Source organism: Afipia birgiae 34632 (assembly GCF_000308295.2).
GTDB classification, from domain to species: Bacteria; Pseudomonadota; Alphaproteobacteria; order Rhizobiales; family Xanthobacteraceae; genus Afipia; species Afipia birgiae.
The window spans coordinates 151618-167139 of sequence record NZ_HG326653.1 but is presented as its reverse complement, the minus strand read 5'-3'; the positions used below and the strand labels follow the sequence as shown (position 1 = coordinate 167139).

Below are 15522 nucleotides of genomic sequence, written 5' to 3'. Positions count from 1 at the left end.
GCTGTCCCGTGTGGTCGGCGCGCCGCATAAAGACGAGGCAGTCGCGAGACAAACATGAATTCAGCGGCCGTCAATCTGCTCATCGCCATCCTTCTGCTCGCTGCCAACGCATTCTACGTGGCGGCTGAATTCGCGCTGGTGAAGAGCCGCGGGTTTCGCGTCAAAGCCATGGCCGAGCAGAACCGCTTCGGCGCCCGTCTCCTGATGAGAATGATGGGCAACATCGAAGCCTATCTCGCGTGCTGCCAGCTCGGCATCACCATGGCCTCGCTTGGTCTCGGCTGGGTTGGCGAGCCGACCGTTGCGGCATTGCTCCAGCCTGTTCTTGAGCCGCTGGGCATGCCTGAATCCGCGCTGCATTTCACGGCCTTCCTCACCGGCTTTCTGGTGTTCTCGTCGCTGCATATCGTCATCGGAGAACAGGTGCCGAAAACGCTTGCGATCCGGCAGCCTGTGCCGGTCTCGCAATGGATCGCGTATCCGCTCTATGCGTCCTATCTCGTTCTCTATCCGCTGAACTGGCTGCTGAACGGCGCGTCGCGCGCGATTCTGCGGCTGCTTGGCGTGCAGGAATCGTCGCAGAACGAAATTCTCACCGATTCCGAAATCGAAGGGCTTGTGGAGGAATCGGCCGAGCACGGCAAGATCGAGAGCGGCGAGGCTGAGTACATCCAGAACGTGTTCCGCTTTGGCGATCTTGCGGTGTCCGATGTCATGGTCCATCGCACAAAAATGGTCAGTGTCAATGCGGACGGACCGCCCGATGTGGTGATCCGTGGCATTCTCGAATCCGAATACACCCGCATTCCGTTGTGGCGCGAAAAGCCCGAGAACATCATCGGCGTTTTGCACGCAAAGGATCTGCTTCGCGCCATCCGCACCACCGATGGAGATCTCTCCAAGGTCGATGTTGCCGCGATCGCGCTGCCGCCATGGTTCGTGCCCGAAATGCGGCCGCTGTCGGAACAGCTCAAGGCCTTCCGCCGCCGCAAAACTCACTTCGCGCTGGTGGTTGACGAATACGGTGAGGTCGAAGGCCTCGTGACGCTGGAAGACATTCTGGAAGAAATCGTCGGCGATATTTCGGACGAGCATGACGTGGCTGTTGCAGGTGTGCGTGCGCAGCCCGATGGGTCGGTCGTGGTCGATGGTTCGGTGCCGATCCGCGATCTCAATCGCGCGATGGATTGGCATCTCCCGGATGAGGAAGCCACCACCATTGCCGGTCTTGTCATTCACGAGGCGCGCTCAATTCCGGATCGCGGCCAGAGCTTCACGTTCCACGGTTTCCGTTTCCGGGTGCTCCGGCGGGAGCGAAACCGCATTACGGCGTTGCGGATTGTACCGCTGCCGCGCGAGAGCGACGCGCCGGAGAAGAAACCAAAGGCGGGAACCGCATTTTAGCGCGCGGCGCAGATTCGCCGGTGCTAGTGCTTGCAGGCTGCTGCGGGCGCGGGGCGTCGGCCGCCTTCATCCGGTGCATAGGCATGAATCGCCAGTGCATGGACCGAGCCGGACAGTTCCGGCGCCAGCAGCGAATTTATCATGCGATGACGGTCGATCCGGCTCTTCCCTTCGAACGCTTTCGACACGATATAGAGCCTGAAATGCGTTGCGCCGCCCGGCCTGTGGCCTGCGTGACCCTCATGCAAATGGGATTCATCGACCACGTCGAGGCTTTCCGGAGTGAAAGCTTCGTTCAACTTGTTCGTGATAGTGTCTTTGGTGGTCATGATCCGCGCAATATCGTGCGTTATTCGCTGAGGTCAATAGCCGTTTCAATTGCGGTTTGCCGCCGCGACGATGTATAATCCGCGCTCGCGAAAATTCGCGTCAAGTGTTCCGAAGCCGACGTTCGCTGCATTCTGCAGCGCATTCCATATGCGAACGTCGGATTCGAAAGGACACTTGAAAATATAAATTCTGGTGTGGTTTTGGTTCGCAGGTCCGTATCTGGCGCGCTGTAGAAGTGATACGGACCTGCGAACCACCACATGAGACTTGAAGCTTCCAGCAAGGCGTTGTCATAGCAACCATGGCCATCGACTCATCCAAATTCTTCGACAGCATTCGCATCAAACCTAACAAGCAGAGCGCGAAGCAGCAGGCTGCTGCGCGCGAGGAAGCTGTGATGTGCGAAGCGCCCGGTTGCAAGAACAAGGGCGGACATCGCGCCCCTAAGGGCCGTGGACATGAGAAGGAATACTGGCACTTCTGTCTAAACCACGTCCGCGAATACAATCAGGGCTATAACTTCTTTCAGGGCATGGCTCCCGACGCGGTCGCCAGCTACCAGAAGGACGCGCTGACCGGCCATCGTCCGACCTGGAAGATGGGTGCGAACGGCGGCAAGAAGAGCAAAGCGAATCCCGATCTCGACAGCGCCTCCGATCCGTTCAAGATGTTCGACGAGATGAACGGCCGTGGCCGCTGGCGCCCAGGCCCTGGCTCGGCTGCAAAGCCGGAGCCGGAGACGCGCAAGATTTTTAACGCCGAGAAGAAAGCGTTGCTGGTCATGGGCCTCGGTCCTGACGCGACGCTGGAAACCGTCAAGGCCAAATACAAGCTGCTGGTGAAACAGCATCACCCCGATGCCAACGGTGGTGACCGGTCGACCGAAGATCGCCTGATCGAGATCATCAAGGCCTACAACTATCTCAAGACGGTCGTACGCGCGTCCTGAGCGCCGGCTTTTTTGGCGTGACGGATTCACGCTTGTTCTTTGAAGCCCCCTTTCTTGCTGAAACAGGCTTCTTTATCGAGGCCGTCTTGTTCCTCGAAGCTCCCTTGCGCGCGTGATAGGTCAGCGCAAGTCCGATGCAGTGACGCAGCGCTTTTTCAGGAATCCGGGCCGCGGCATCGAACAGGATGCTCCGGTTGCCACCGTATTCCATCTGCGTCGGATAGAGCTCACGGAATGTTTCGACCAGATCGGTCTGACAATGGAAATACATCGCGACGCGACTGTCGTCCGATTTGACGCGGTCGATCCGGATCGTACTGCCGGTACCGGACTCTGCGGTAAGATAGCTGGGTTGGCCCCACTTCAGTGTTTCCTCAAGGGGGCCTACGCCGTCGATGCTTGCAGCTGTCTCCAGGATCATCGCCCGCAGGAGCATCACCTTCGCGCGAACGGTGTCAGGATAGGCGTCAAACACTTTTGCGACATTGCGGTCGGTGAAAGGTCTGCTGCGTTCCGCGGCTCGCTTCACCCGAACCTCCCGTCAGCCTCGCGCCGGCTGCGCCAGTGATACACGCCCACTGCGATGGTGCCCACCGCGATGATGCCGCCAACCAGCGGCCACCCATAATGTTCGATTTTCATGCCCCATTGTTCGGCGGCGGAGCCGGCCAGCGCACCTGACAGCACATGCGCGGAGGCCCACACCAGAACGGCGGCGGCATTGACCGGATAGAAGCGCTGCGGGGGCATGCCGAGCGCACCGGCCGTGATAGGTACGACGGCGCGAACGGGAGGGACGAAACGCGCAAAGAACACCGCGAGCGTCCCATAGCGGTGGAAGAAGGCTTCGCTCTTCGCCACCAGCAGCGGGTAATTCGACATCGGCCAGGAGGTCAGCACCTCGCGCTGGCTGGCGCGGCCGATCCAGTAGGCGAGCCCGTCTCCCAGCAGCGCCCCGGCGATCGCCGCCATCAGCACCGGCATCAGGTGGAGACTGCCGGCGGGGACCAGTGCGCTGAGTGCCAGAATCACGGTCGACCCCGGGACCAGTGACCCCAGGATGGGGACGGCTTCCAGAAATGCAGCGAGGAAAACCGCTGCATAAGCCAGTGCGGCGTGGAGCGAAACGAAGCCAATCAGTTGATGGAGGTGCGAATTCACCTGACGTCCGATGCTGGGCGCGATTCCAAGGAAATCCAGCATATACCGCCATGCCGGCCGAAACCGCCAATCGGGCGCTCTCCGAATCCGGGGCGTTCCCCGGCAATCGCAGGGCAGACCTACCAAAGCTGCGAAAACAGCTTATCTCAATGAAAATACGATGGAACTTTCATTGCGCGGTGGGCTTCTGCCATCGGCATCTGTCTGCTACGTTGCAGCACGCACCCCACCCGCAGCAAGCACGTCTGGTTTCGGGAGCATCCGGGACCACGGAGGATTGATGAGCGCCGCCACGACTCTATCCCAGGAACCCACGAACCTTCCCGACATGAAAGTGTCGGTTCGTCAGGTCTTCGGCATCGACAGCGATCTCGAGGTTCCGGCCTATTCCAACAGTGATCCCCATGTGCCCGACGTCGATTCGGACTACCGTTTCGACCGCGCCACCACGCTCGCGATTCTTGCCGGGTTCTCGAAGAACCGCCGCGTCATGGTCACCGGTTTCCACGGCACCGGCAAATCGACCCACATCGAGCAGGTCGCCGCCCGCCTCAACTGGCCCTGCGTGCGCGTCAACCTCGACAGCCACATCAGCCGCATCGATCTGGTCGGCAAGGATTCGATCGTGGTCCGCGATGGCAAGCAGGTTACGGAATTCCGTGACGGTATCCTGCCGTGGGCGCTCCAGCACAATGTCGCGCTGGTGTTCGACGAATACGACGCCGGCCGTCCTGACGTGATGTTCGTGATCCAGCGCGTGCTCGAAGTGTCGGGCCGCCTGACGCTGCTCGACCAGAACAAGGTCATCAAGCCGCATCCGGCGTTCCGCCTGTTCTCGACCGCCAATACGATCGGTCTCGGCGATACGTCGGGCCTCTATCACGGCACCCAGCAGATCAACCAGGGTCAGATGGACCGCTGGTCGATCGTCACCACGCTGAACTATCTGCCGCATGACGAGGAAGTCGAAATCGTGCTCGCCAAGGCGAAGCACTATCGCACCGATGCCGGCCGCGACACCGTCAACAAGATGGTTCGCCTCGCGGACCTCACGCGCAACGCTTTCGCCAATGGCGATCTGTCCACGGTGATGTCGCCGCGTACGGTCATCACCTGGGCGGAGAACGCCGAGATCTTCGGCGACATCGGTTTCGCTTTCCGCGTCACCTTCCTGAACAAGTGCGACGAGCTTGAGCGGCCGCTGGTGGCGGAGTTCTATCAGCGCTGTTTTAATGCGGAGCTGCCGGAAAGCGCTGTGAACGTGGCGTTGAGCTGATTACTGGGGTGGGGGTTGTTTTTCAATTGCAGCGATCTGATCCCCCGCCCGACGCATTGTTCGCTTCGCTTCCAATGCGCCACCCTCCCCACAAGGGGGAGGGAAAAGAGTCTTCGGGGTTCACGCCGCAATGAGCACGTCCAATATCAAGTTCAGGACCGGGTCGAAGGAATCGCCGACGGAGCCGTTCAAGCGCGCGGTGACCTCGGCATTGCGCGCCATCGCCAAGCAGCCAGAACTTGAAGTGACATTCGCCGCCGAGCGTCCGGGCCTGTCGCCCGGCAAGGCGAGGCTGCCGGAACCGGCGCGCAAGCTGACCCGCAAGGACGCCGCCATCGTGCGCGGTCATGCGGACTCCATTGCACTGCGCGTCGCCTGTCACGATCCGAAGGTTCACCGCAAACTGGTGCCGGGTAATCCGCAGGCGCGCGGCGTGTTCGACGCGGTTGAGCAGGCCCGCGTGGAGGCGATCGGCGCCAAGCGAATGAGCGGCGTCGCCAGGAATCTCACCGCGATGCTCGACGACCATTTTCATCGCGGCAAATACGACGAGATCACCGACCGCGCCGACGCGCCGCTGGCCGACGCGCTGGCGATGATGGTGCGCGAACGGCTGACCGGTCTCGCGCCGCCGGCTGCGGCGCGCAAGATGGTGGACCTCTGGCGGCCTGTTCTTGAAGACAAGATCGGCCAGCGCCTCGATGTGCTGAAGAACTTCACCGAGGATCAGGCCCGCTTCGGCGACGCGATTCACGACGTACTGCAGGCGCTGGAACTTGGCGACGACCGCAATGCGGATCAGGACGAAGACGACGATCAGGACGAGAACCGCGACGGCGAGAAGGATCAGTCCGGTGCGGACGGTTCGCCGGACACTGAATCCGCGGAGGAGATGAGCGCCGATCAGTCGCAATCTTCCACCGAGGAGATGTCGGACAACGCCATGGAGAGCGCGCAGGCGTCCGCCAGCGACGCCTTCGACGACAGCGAGATGGGCGAGGACGAGACGCCCGGCGAGGCGCATCGGCCGCCAGGCCGAGGCGGCAACGAACCGCGCGGGCCCGAATATCACGCCTTTGCACCGAAGTTCGACGAGGTCGTTTCGGCGGAAGATCTGTGCGAGCACGACGAACTGGAGCGGCTGCGCAGCTATCTCGACAAGCAGCTCGCGCACTTGCAGCACATCGTCGCGCGGCTGGCCAACCGGTTGCAGCGAAAGCTGATGGCGCAGCAGAACCGCGCCTGGGACTTCGATCTCGAGGAAGGCATCCTCGATCCCGCGCGGCTGTCGCGCGTCGTGACCGACCCGTATCACCCGCTCTCGTTCATGCACGAGAAGGAAGCCACCTTCAGAGATACGGTGGTGACGCTGCTGCTCGATAATTCCGGCTCGATGCGCGGGCGGCCGATCACTGTTGCTGCGACCTGCGCCGATATTCTGGCACGGACGCTGGAGCGCTGCGGCGTCAAGGTCGAGATTCTCGGCTTCACCACGCGTGCGTGGAAGGGCGGTCAGTCGCGCGAGGCGTGGCTGGCGGCGGGCAAGCCCGCCAATCCGGGCCGTCTCAACGATCTGCGGCACATCATCTACAAGTCGGCGGACGCGCCTTGGCGGCGTGCGCGCAAGAATCTCGGCCTGATGATGCGCGAAGGCCTGCTCAAGGAAAACATCGACGGCGAAGCGCTCGACTGGGCGCACAAGCGGCTGCTCGGTCGTTCCGAACAGCGCAAGATCCTGATGATGATTTCGGACGGTGCGCCGGTGGACGATTCGACGCTGTCGGTGAACCCCGGCAACTATCTCGAACGGCACCTGCGTCACATCATCGAGGAAATCGAGACCCGCTCGCCCGTTGAACTGATCGCCATCGGTATCGGTCATGATGTCACGCGCTACTATCGCCGCGCCGTGACCATCGTGGACGCGGAAGAACTCGGCGGTGCGATCACCGAAAAGCTGGCCGAACTGTTCAGCGAAACCCATGTCGAGACTTCGTCGCCTTCGCGCCGGCGCAGACTTCATTCCTAGCGTTCACTCGACATGACCGACATCACCCGCCGGCGGTTTCTGGAGAGCGCCGCGGCTGTACTGCCTGTTTGTGTGGCCGGTCTGGATGCAAGCCCCGCTGCCGCGCAGGCGTCAATCGCGTCCGTCGCGGTCAAGGCGCGCCCGATCGAATCCTTCGATCCGCGCGACCCGACCCACCTTCGTTATGGCGCGCTGGAATTTCGTAGCGGGCTCATCCTCACTTCGTCGTTTCGCGGATTCGGAGGCCTGTCGGGATTGCGGCTCGACAAGAAGGGCGAGCAGTTCATCGCGATCAGCGACAAGGGCAACTGGTTTACCGGGCGTATCGCCTATCGGGGCAAGCGGATGGCCGGTCTGGCCGATGTGAAATCCGCGCCGATGCTGGACAGCGACGGCAAGAAGATCACCGCGCGTGGCTGGTTTGACAGCGAGTCGCTCGCGCTCGACGGCTCCATGGCTTATGTAGGCTTCGAGCGCGTCAATCAGATCGTACGGTTCGATTTCGGCAAGGGTGGCATTCGCTCAAGAGGCGAAGTGGTGCCGGTGCCGCCCGGGATCGCCAAGCTGCCCTTCAACAAGGGGCTTGAAGCGCTGGTGTTTGTCCCAAAGGGACAGCCGCTTGCAGGAAGTCTCATTGCTATTTCGGAGCGCGGGCTCGATCCCTCGGGAAATATCCTGTGCTTCCTGATCGGCGGACCGTCGCCCGGGCAGTTCACTGCCAGGCGCACCGGCAATTTCGACATCAGCGATGCGGTCCTGCTGCCGTCCGGCGATCTGCTGCTGCTGGAACGAAAGTTCTCGCTGCTTGAAGGCGTGGGCATTCGGATTCGCCGCATTCCGATCAAATCCGTTGTCCCGGATGCTGTGATCGACGGCCCGACCATCTTCGAGGTCGATCTCGGATACGAGGTCGACAACATGGAAGGCATCGATGCCCACGTCACCGAAGACGGTGAAACCGTGCTGACGATGGTCTCTGACGATAATTTTTCGATGATTCAGCGCACACTGCTGCTGCAGTTCACGCTGGTGGGGGAGTGAATGTTCCCTCCTCGTCATTGCGAGCGGAGCGAAGCAATCCAGGATGATGTTCATCCATAAAGAACTGGATTGCTTCGTCGCTTCGCTCCTCGCAATGACGAAGGGTTGGGTAGGGGCTGCCAAAAAAACAAAAAGGCCGGGCAAAAAACCCGGCCTTTTGAAAACCTGCTGCAGATCGAAACAATCAGCTCGCTGCGGCGAGCTTCTTCTTTTCGATCTGGCGCTTCAGCTCCAGTGCCTTCGGCGAGAGGTCGCCTGCGCTTGCCTTGGTCAGGAACGCGTCGAGGCCGCCGCGGTGGTCGACCGACTTCAGCGCGTTGGTCGAAACACGCAGGCGCACCGAGCGGCCGAGCGTGTCCGAGATCAGGGTGACGTTGCACAGGTTCGGCAGAAACCGGCGCTTGGTCTTGTGGTTCGAGTGGCTGACCTTGTGGCCAACCTGAGGGCCCTTGGCCGTCAATTCGCAGCGCCGAGACATGGCGAAATCCTTGTGTCGCCCCGGACCGCCAGAGAGGGGTCGCGTGGGGGTTTGAAACCGTCCATTTCAGGAACGGCGGAGCTATAAGGGGCTAGCCGCCTAGCGTCAAGGTTGGGAGGCGATTTCAGCAACTTATCTGCAGGTCGGGGAGCAGGCATCCGTCGGCAAAAATGACAATTTTCCCCGTTAAACCAGTGATTTCCTAACATATAATCGACGTAATCCCTGACCAGACAAGCTAACACAGGCTTTCGATATCAACTTTCGCGGCCTATGCGGGATAGCCGTCCCGCCGACGCCGTGCCCCGGGGCGCCGGTCAATCGCCGGTCATTGCGTGCAAGGATTTTCGTCGGTGGACATGCCCCGGTTCCCAAAATTCGCTTGGAAACGCTTGCGGATCGCAAGGCTCGGGCTTTGCGTGCCGTGGGCGCTTGCGCTCTGCGCGGCCTTGGTCGTGCCTGCGAGTGCCCAGGGCCGCCTGGACGCCAAGTATGAGGCCTCGCTGGCCGGGCTTCCGATTGGCAAAGGCGCCTGGATCGTCGATATCTCCGAGGATCAGTATTCGGCGGCGGTGAGCGGCGCCACCACGGGGCTGATGAAATCGATCGGCGGCGGCAACGGCACAGGTACTGCGCAGGGCCGCATTGCGGCAGGTCAACTCGCTCCGTTGAGCTACGTGTCGACTGTCAATTACGGAAAGAAAGCCGAAGTTATCCGTATCGCGCTGGGCGGTGGCAACGTCAAAGACTCCGCTATCGAGCCGCAGCCGCCGGAAAGTCCGGATCGTATTCCGGTCACGGACGCGCATCGCCGTAACGTGCTCGATCCGATGACGGGCTCGCTTCTCAAGGTCGCCGGCACCGGCGATCCGGTTGGTCCCGAAGCTTGCCGCAGGACGCTGTCGGTGTTCGATGGCAGGATGCGCTACGATCTGCGGCTCGACTACAAGCGCATGGAAACGGTCAAGGCCGAAAGGGGCTATCACGGGCCGGTCGTGGTCTGTGCGGTCTATTTCACGCCGATCGCGGGCTACGTTCCGGATCGTGTCTCGATCAAATACGTCGCGGCCCAGCGCAACATGGAAATCTGGTTTGCACCGATTGCCGGAACGCGCGTGCTGGCGCCTTTCCGGATCACCATCCCGACGCCGCTCGGCACCGGCATGATCGAAGCGACGGAATTCGTTTCGGTGCAGAAGACCGCCAAGACGAACTCGACGAACTGACCCGATCGGTCCGGGTCTGCGGCCACCCCGCGCGCTGATTCAGTCGAGATTCTCACCATGAATCGTGTTGACTCTCGGGCCAATCCGATTCGACTCCGGATTTAACGATTTCATCCCGATCGCGGCATGCGCGGAGTATCTTCAAACCCCATATAGTATCGTCGGCCGACGGATTGTGCGACATGTTGAGGGGAGCACGACATTCACACCGCGAGTCAGCGATTCGGGCTTCTTTCGTTCCTTAACCGTTCCAAATCTTAAGTTGAGGCGTGAAAACCGTCGCATTGTGAGACACTTCCTTCAAACTGGCTGCGGCGTCCGCGTCGTGTGCGTCATGCGGACTTTCTGATCATGCCCTTGTCGTCCTCTGCTCCGCTGTTTTCGAATGAGCGTGCTCCCGGAGCCGGTGTTACGGCAGTGCTGGGCCCGACAAACACTGGCAAGACCCATCTCGCTATCGAGCGGATGCTGGCTCACTCCTCTGGCATTATCGGTCTGCCGCTGCGTCTGCTGGCGCGCGAGGTCTACAACAAGATTGCCGCGCGGGCCGGAGCTGACGCGGTTGCGCTGATTACCGGCGAAGAGAAGATCAAGCCGCCGCGGGCGCGGTACTGGGTCTCCACGGTCGAGGCGATGCCGCGCGATCTCGATGTGTCGTTTCTCGCGGTGGATGAGATCCAGATCGCCGCTGATCTGGAGCGCGGTCACGTTTTCACCGACAAGATTCTGAACCGGCGCGGGCGGGACGAAACCCTGCTGCTGGGTGCGGCTACCATGCGGCCGATCATCGAGCGTTTGTTGCCCGGTGCCAATATCGTCACGCGGCCACGGCTGTCGCAGCTCGAATTTGCCGGTGACCGCAAGATCACGCGGCAGCCGCGGCGCACTGCGATTGTCGCATTCTCCGCCGACGAGGTTTACGCCATCGCCGAACTGATCCGGCGTCAGCATGGCGGGGCCGCTGTGGTATTGGGCTCTTTGTCCCCGCGTACGCGCAATGCCCAGGTGGAAATGTTCCAGTCTGGCGACGTCGATTACCTCGTGGCGACCGATGCGGTGGGGATGGGGCTCAATCTCGACGTCGATCACGTCGCCTTTGCATCAGACCGCAAATACGACGGCTATCAGTTCCGCCGGCTGACCCCTTCTGAATTTGCGCAGATCGCGGGCCGCGCCGGCCGCGCCACGCGTGATGGGACATTCGGAACCACGGGACGCTGTGCGCCGTTCGAGCCCGAACTGGTCAATGCGCTCCAGAACCACACCTTCGACAGCGTCAAGATGCTGCAATGGCGGAACACGCGGCTGGATTTCTCGTCGCTGGGCGCGCTCCAGGTGTCGCTCGCGCTTGTCCCGAACCACGAAGCGCTGACACGTGCGCCGATTGCCGAGGATATCCGCGTGCTCGACCATGCCGCACGCGACGAGGACGTCCGGGACATGGCAAAGGGCGCTGCCGCCGTCGAGCGGCTGTGGGAGGCCTGCCAGATCCCCGACTACCGCAAGCTGTCGCCTGCGGCCCACGCCGAGCTTGTCACCACGCTGTACGGGTTTTTGATGCGAAAGGGCCGGATTCCGGACAATTGGTTCGAGGCCCAGATCGCGCAAACCGACCGCACTGATGGTGATATCGACACATTATCTGCGCGGATCGCGCAGATCCGGACCTGGACATTCGCGGCAAATCGTCCCGATTGGCTGGTGGACCCCGAGCGCTGGCAGGCGATTGCCCGCGCTGTCGAGGATAAATTGTCAGATGCCCTGCATGAACGGCTAACTGAGCGTTTCGTTGATCGCCGGACCAGTGTATTGATGCGGCGCTTGCGGGAAAACACGATGCTGAATACTGAGATTGGGAAGACGGGCGAAGTGATCGTAGAGGGCCATATGATTGGCCGTCTCGATGGATTCATGTTCGCGCCGGAGTCGGCTGAGGCGGGCTCCGATGCCAAGGCCTTGCAGGCTGCTGCTCTGAAGGCGCTGGCGGGCGAGATCGACGCGCGCGCCGAAAAGCTTGCGAAGGCGCCGGACGATCAGTTCGTGCTGGCGTCCGATGGGACCTTGCGCTGGACCGGCGATGCCGTTGCCAAGCTGGTCGCAGCCGACGATGTGCTGCACCCCCGTATCCGCATCATCGCCGACGAGCGCCTGACCGGCCCGTCGCGCGAGGCTGTGCAGGCGCGGCTCGATCTGTGGCTCAAGACACATATCGAAAAAATTCTCGGCCCGATGTTCGAACTGTCGAAGGCCGAAGACATTACCGGTATCGGGCGTGGCATCGCCTTCCAGCTGATCGAAGCGCTCGGTGTGCTGGAACGGTCGAAGATCGCCACGGAGATGAAGGACCTCGACCAGCCGTCGCGCGCAAGCCTGCGCAAGTACGGCGTTCGTTTCGGCGCCTATCACATTTTCCTTCCCGCGCTGCTGAAGCCTGCGGCGCGCGGACTTGCGTCGCTGCTGTGGGCGCTGAAGCGCGACAACGTGGATTGGTCGGCGCTGACCGGCGGGCAACATCTGGCCGCCAGCGGACGCACGTCGTTTCCCGCCGACAGGGCGCTCGATCAGGAGGCTTACCGGACGCTCGGCTACAAGCTGTGCGGCGATCGCGCAGTGCGCGTCGATATTCTGGAGCGTCTTGCCGACCTTATTCGTCCCGCGCTGTCATGGCGCCCCGGCTCATCGGGCGACAAGCCCGCGGGCGCATTCGATGGCCGCTCATTCATTGCGACGCAGGCCATGACGTCGCTGACCGGTTCGGCTGGTGACGATTTCGCCTCGATCCTGAAGGCGCTCGGCTACCGCATGGAAAGGCGGCCGCCGCTGCCGGTCGAGGTTGCGCCGCCCATCGCTGCGGAAACCGTGGCTGACGCGCTCCCTGAAGCAGCCGAAACGCCTTCGGCATCTGAGGCGATTGTCGCCGAACCCGAAGTTGCCGCGGCAACGGATTCGGTCGCTGACATCACCAACGACGCCGCGGTACCTGACGGGGCGGTGGTTGCGGATGCGTCCGCTTCGCGCTTGCCCGAAGTGAATTTCGCTCCGCCATCGGAATCGTCCGAACCCGCTGTGGAAGCTGTTGTCGCTGATACGCCTGCTGTTGTGGCCGACGTCACTGAGGCGGCGGCGGTTGAAGCTCCTGCTGGCGAGGTTGCTCCCGATCAGGCTGCAACTGAGGCGACTGTTTCAGCAGAACCGGTGCTGGTCGAAGTCTGGCGGCCGGGCGGGCGTTCCGACGAGCGCCGGCCGCGTCATGACCGCAGCCGCTACAAGGGTCCGGATAAATCCGCCGCGCCGGCAGCCGAAGGTGAAGCTGCTACCGATGCTGACAAGCGCGAGCGACATGGCCGTCATCGCCGTGATCGCAGCAATGAGCATCGCCGTCCACGCGGTGATGCTCCGGCTGTTGCCGCAGAAGGCGCTGATGCAGCGCAGGCGCGCCCGCCGCGCGACGACAGGGGCGGCCGGCCGCCGCGTGAACACTTCAAGGGCAAGGACCGCAATCAGGATCGCGGCAAGGGCAAGTTCGACAAGCGCGGCCGGGACGGGCGCAAGGACGATCGCGACCGCAGTGGCGGCGCGCTCCGGACCTACGCGACCAGTGCCACTCCGCGCGAACGCGATCGCCCCGCAGATCCGAACTCGCCTTTCGCAAAGCTGGCGGCGCTCAAGGAACAGCTGGCAGGTAACCGCAAGGAATAATCTCAAGCTTGGATCGGCAGCGCCTCGACAAGTGGCTGTGGCATGCGCGGGTGGTGAAAACCCGGACGGATGCTGCGGCCCTCGTCGCCAATGGCCGCGTCCGGATCAACGGAGCACGTCAGACATCGCCGGGGCATGCTGTGAAGGCGGGTGAGGTGCTGACCATCGCGCTCGACAGCCGGGTGCGTATTCTGAAGATCACTGGATTTACGGACCGGCGCGGAGACGCTGCCGCTGCGCGGACCATTTACCTCGATTTGCAATCGTTCCCGGAATGACTAGTTGCAGATAGTCGCATGACGGCGTCTCTTGCAGCGCCGCACGTCCTGCGCTACGCCAAACCTGAAAATTGGACCTTCCGGAGCCTTGGATGACGTACGTCGTCACTGAAAACTGCATCAAGTGCAAGTACATGGACTGCGTGGAAGTTTGCCCCGTGGATTGCTTCTACGAGGGCGAAAACATGCTGGTGATCCACCCGGATGAATGCATTGACTGCGGTGTCTGCGAGCCGGAATGCCCTGCCGATGCGATCAAGCCCGATACCGAGCCAAGCCTTGAGAAATGGCTCGAGGTGAATGCGGAATACGCCAAGTCGTGGCCGAACATCACCCAGAAAAAAGACGCGCCGGACGACGCCAAGGAATTTGACGGCGTCGAGGGCAAATTCGACAAATATTTTTCTGCCAAGCCGGGTTCCGGCGACTGATTAAGCCTGCTGGAGCCGTCAGGCCGGAGCCAGCGGGCCCCTCGACTGCGGATAACTTTTAACCCTACCGGTGAGGAATGTTGCCGCTGAGGCCGCCAAACGCGCGCCGCAGTCCATAAATCATTGATTTTTGCGGGAAATGTGCTATTTTGGGCACATTCTAAAGCCGAACCCTTTTTGCCCCATGTTTAGGGCCCCGATGGGTTCCCGAGAAACCATTGAACAGGGGCGTGGCGGTTTCCACGCATAGGCGCTGTGTCAGACAAATTGCGTCATAAAAAGAACTCCAAAATCAGCAACAAGGGTTCCAAGGATAAGGGCACTAAAAAGACGCTCGCGGCGAGCCGCAGCGCGTCCAAGAAGGATGCTCGCGCGTCCGCTACACCCTCAAAAAACAAAAGAAGCACAATGCCTAACAAAAAAACTGCAAAGACGTCCGCGAAGGCCCCCGCAAAGTCCGCTGCGAAGCCTTCGAAGACGGTGACGAAGCCTGCTGCCCCCAAGGCCCCTGTGAAAACCGTTGCCGGCAAGCCTGCCGCGAAGCCGGTTGCTGCTGCGCCGCGCGTGGAGGAGCCGAAGAAGCCTTTGACCCAGCGTCAGGGATTCAAGACCAACGAATTCGTGGTGTATCCGGCGCACGGCGTGGGCCAGATTCTCGCGATCGAAGAGCAGGAAATCGCAGGCGCGCGGCTTGAGCTTTTCGTGATCAACTTCATCAAGGACAAGATGACGTTGCGGGTGCCGACGGCGAAGGTCGCCAATGTCGGCATGCGCAAGCTATCGGATCCCTCGCTCGTCAAGCGCGCGCTCGAAACCCTCAAGGGTCGCGCGCGCATCAAGCGCACCATGTGGTCGCGCCGCGCGCAGGAGTACGAAGCGAAGATCAATTCGGGCGACATCGTCGCTATCGCCGAAGTGGTGCGCGACCTGTTCCGCTCCGAATCGCAGCCCGAGCAGTCCTACAGCGAGCGGCAGCTTTATGAAGCCGCGCTTGATCGCCTGTCGCGCGAAATCGCTGTCGTTCAGCACGTTACCGAGACTGAAGCGGTCAAGGAAATCGAAGCAAACCTTGCCAAGAGCCCGCGTCGCGGCGCCAAGGCGGATGCTGACGCAGGTGCGGACGCGTCGGCTGATGATTCGGACGATGGCGACGGCGACGACTCGGTATCTGCCGACGAAGCCGCCTGATCGGGTCTTGAATAACTGGAATGAAAAAGCCC

General features: G+C 61.6%; 14 protein-coding genes. 10 read left to right on the top strand and 4 right to left on the bottom strand.

The genetic code is table 11. The features are described 5' to 3' along the window. Window positions 1–54 precede the first annotated feature (54 nt). Window positions 55–1404, top strand: a complete 1350-nt coding sequence (locus BN32_RS14695; protein WP_019199576.1) for a hemolysin family protein — start codon at window positions 55–57, stop codon at window positions 1402–1404. A 23-nt stretch (window positions 1405–1427) separates the two neighbouring features. Here the strand turns inward: BN32_RS14695 and BN32_RS14690 are convergent, their stop codons facing one another. Further along, window positions 1428–1733, bottom strand: a complete 306-nt coding sequence (locus BN32_RS14690) for a BolA family protein (protein WP_019199577.1) — start codon at window positions 1731–1733, stop codon at window positions 1428–1430. 302 nt (window positions 1734–2035) lie between these two features. Between BN32_RS14690 and BN32_RS14685 the strand changes: the two genes are divergently transcribed. Beyond that, on the top strand, window positions 2036–2683 hold the full coding sequence (locus BN32_RS14685) for a J domain-containing protein (protein WP_019199578.1): 648 nt from the start codon (window positions 2036–2038) through the stop codon (window positions 2681–2683). Here the strand turns inward: BN32_RS14685 and BN32_RS14680 are convergent. Beyond that, the gene (locus tag BN32_RS14680; protein ID WP_019199579.1) at window positions 2658–3212 is read right to left on the bottom strand and encodes a DUF1801 domain-containing protein; all 555 of its coding nucleotides are present in this window, start codon (window positions 3210–3212) and stop codon (window positions 2658–2660) included. The two genes, BN32_RS14685 and BN32_RS14680, sit on opposite strands and share 26 nt — an antisense overlap. Further along, on the bottom strand, window positions 3209–3886 hold the full coding sequence (locus tag BN32_RS14675; RefSeq protein WP_019199580.1) for a DedA family protein: 678 nt from the start codon (window positions 3884–3886) through the stop codon (window positions 3209–3211). Before BN32_RS14675 ends, BN32_RS14680 begins: the two co-directional genes overlap by 4 nt. A gap of 238 nt (window positions 3887–4124) precedes the next feature. Here BN32_RS14675 and cobS point away from each other — a divergent pair, with 238 nt between their 5' ends. The 3 genes from cobS (at window position 4125) to BN32_RS14660 (ending at window position 8190) form a co-directional block, all read left to right on the top strand. Beyond that, window positions 4125–5120, top strand: coding sequence for a cobaltochelatase subunit CobS (gene cobS, locus BN32_RS14670; protein ID WP_040426564.1), 996 nt, complete (start codon window positions 4125–4127; stop codon window positions 5118–5120). A gap of 130 nt (window positions 5121–5250) precedes the next feature. Beyond that, on the top strand, window positions 5251–7149 hold the full coding sequence (gene cobT, locus BN32_RS14665) for a cobaltochelatase subunit CobT (protein ID WP_019199582.1): 1899 nt from the start codon (window positions 5251–5253) through the stop codon (window positions 7147–7149). 12 nt (window positions 7150–7161) lie between these two features. Next, window positions 7162–8190 (top strand): esterase-like activity of phytase family protein, encoded by a 1029-nt coding sequence (locus BN32_RS14660; protein WP_019199583.1) that lies wholly within the window; start codon window positions 7162–7164, stop codon window positions 8188–8190. Window positions 8191–8374: 184 nt separating this feature from the next. Here BN32_RS14660 and rpmB read toward each other — a convergent pair whose 3' ends face one another. Next, entirely contained in the window at window positions 8375–8668 is a 294-nt protein-coding gene (gene rpmB, locus BN32_RS14655; protein ID WP_019199584.1) for a 50S ribosomal protein L28, read from the bottom strand. Between the two features lie 359 nt (window positions 8669–9027). On the opposite strand from rpmB, the gene BN32_RS14650 reads away from it, so the two are divergent. The 5 genes from BN32_RS14650 (at window position 9028) to BN32_RS26240 (ending at window position 15490) form a co-directional block, all read left to right on the top strand. After that, entirely contained in the window at window positions 9028–9894 is an 867-nt protein-coding gene (locus BN32_RS14650; protein WP_040426563.1) for a DUF3108 domain-containing protein, read from the top strand. A gap of 351 nt (window positions 9895–10245) precedes the next feature. Continuing rightward, entirely contained in the window at window positions 10246–13593 is a 3348-nt protein-coding gene (locus BN32_RS14645; RefSeq protein WP_040426746.1) for a helicase-related protein, read from the top strand. A gap of 8 nt (window positions 13594–13601) precedes the next feature. Next, complete coding sequence (locus tag BN32_RS14640) at window positions 13602–13871, top strand: RNA-binding S4 domain-containing protein (RefSeq protein WP_019199587.1); 270 nt, start codon at window positions 13602–13604, stop codon at window positions 13869–13871. Window positions 13872–13963: 92 nt separating this feature from the next. Then, a complete protein-coding gene (gene fdxA / locus BN32_RS14635) occupies window positions 13964–14302 on the top strand; it encodes a ferredoxin FdxA (protein WP_019199588.1) in 339 nt (112 codons plus the stop codon). A gap of 408 nt (window positions 14303–14710) precedes the next feature. Further along, a complete protein-coding gene (locus BN32_RS26240) occupies window positions 14711–15490 on the top strand; it encodes a CarD family transcriptional regulator (RefSeq protein WP_244438182.1) in 780 nt (259 codons plus the stop codon). Window positions 15491–15522 lie beyond the last annotated feature (32 nt).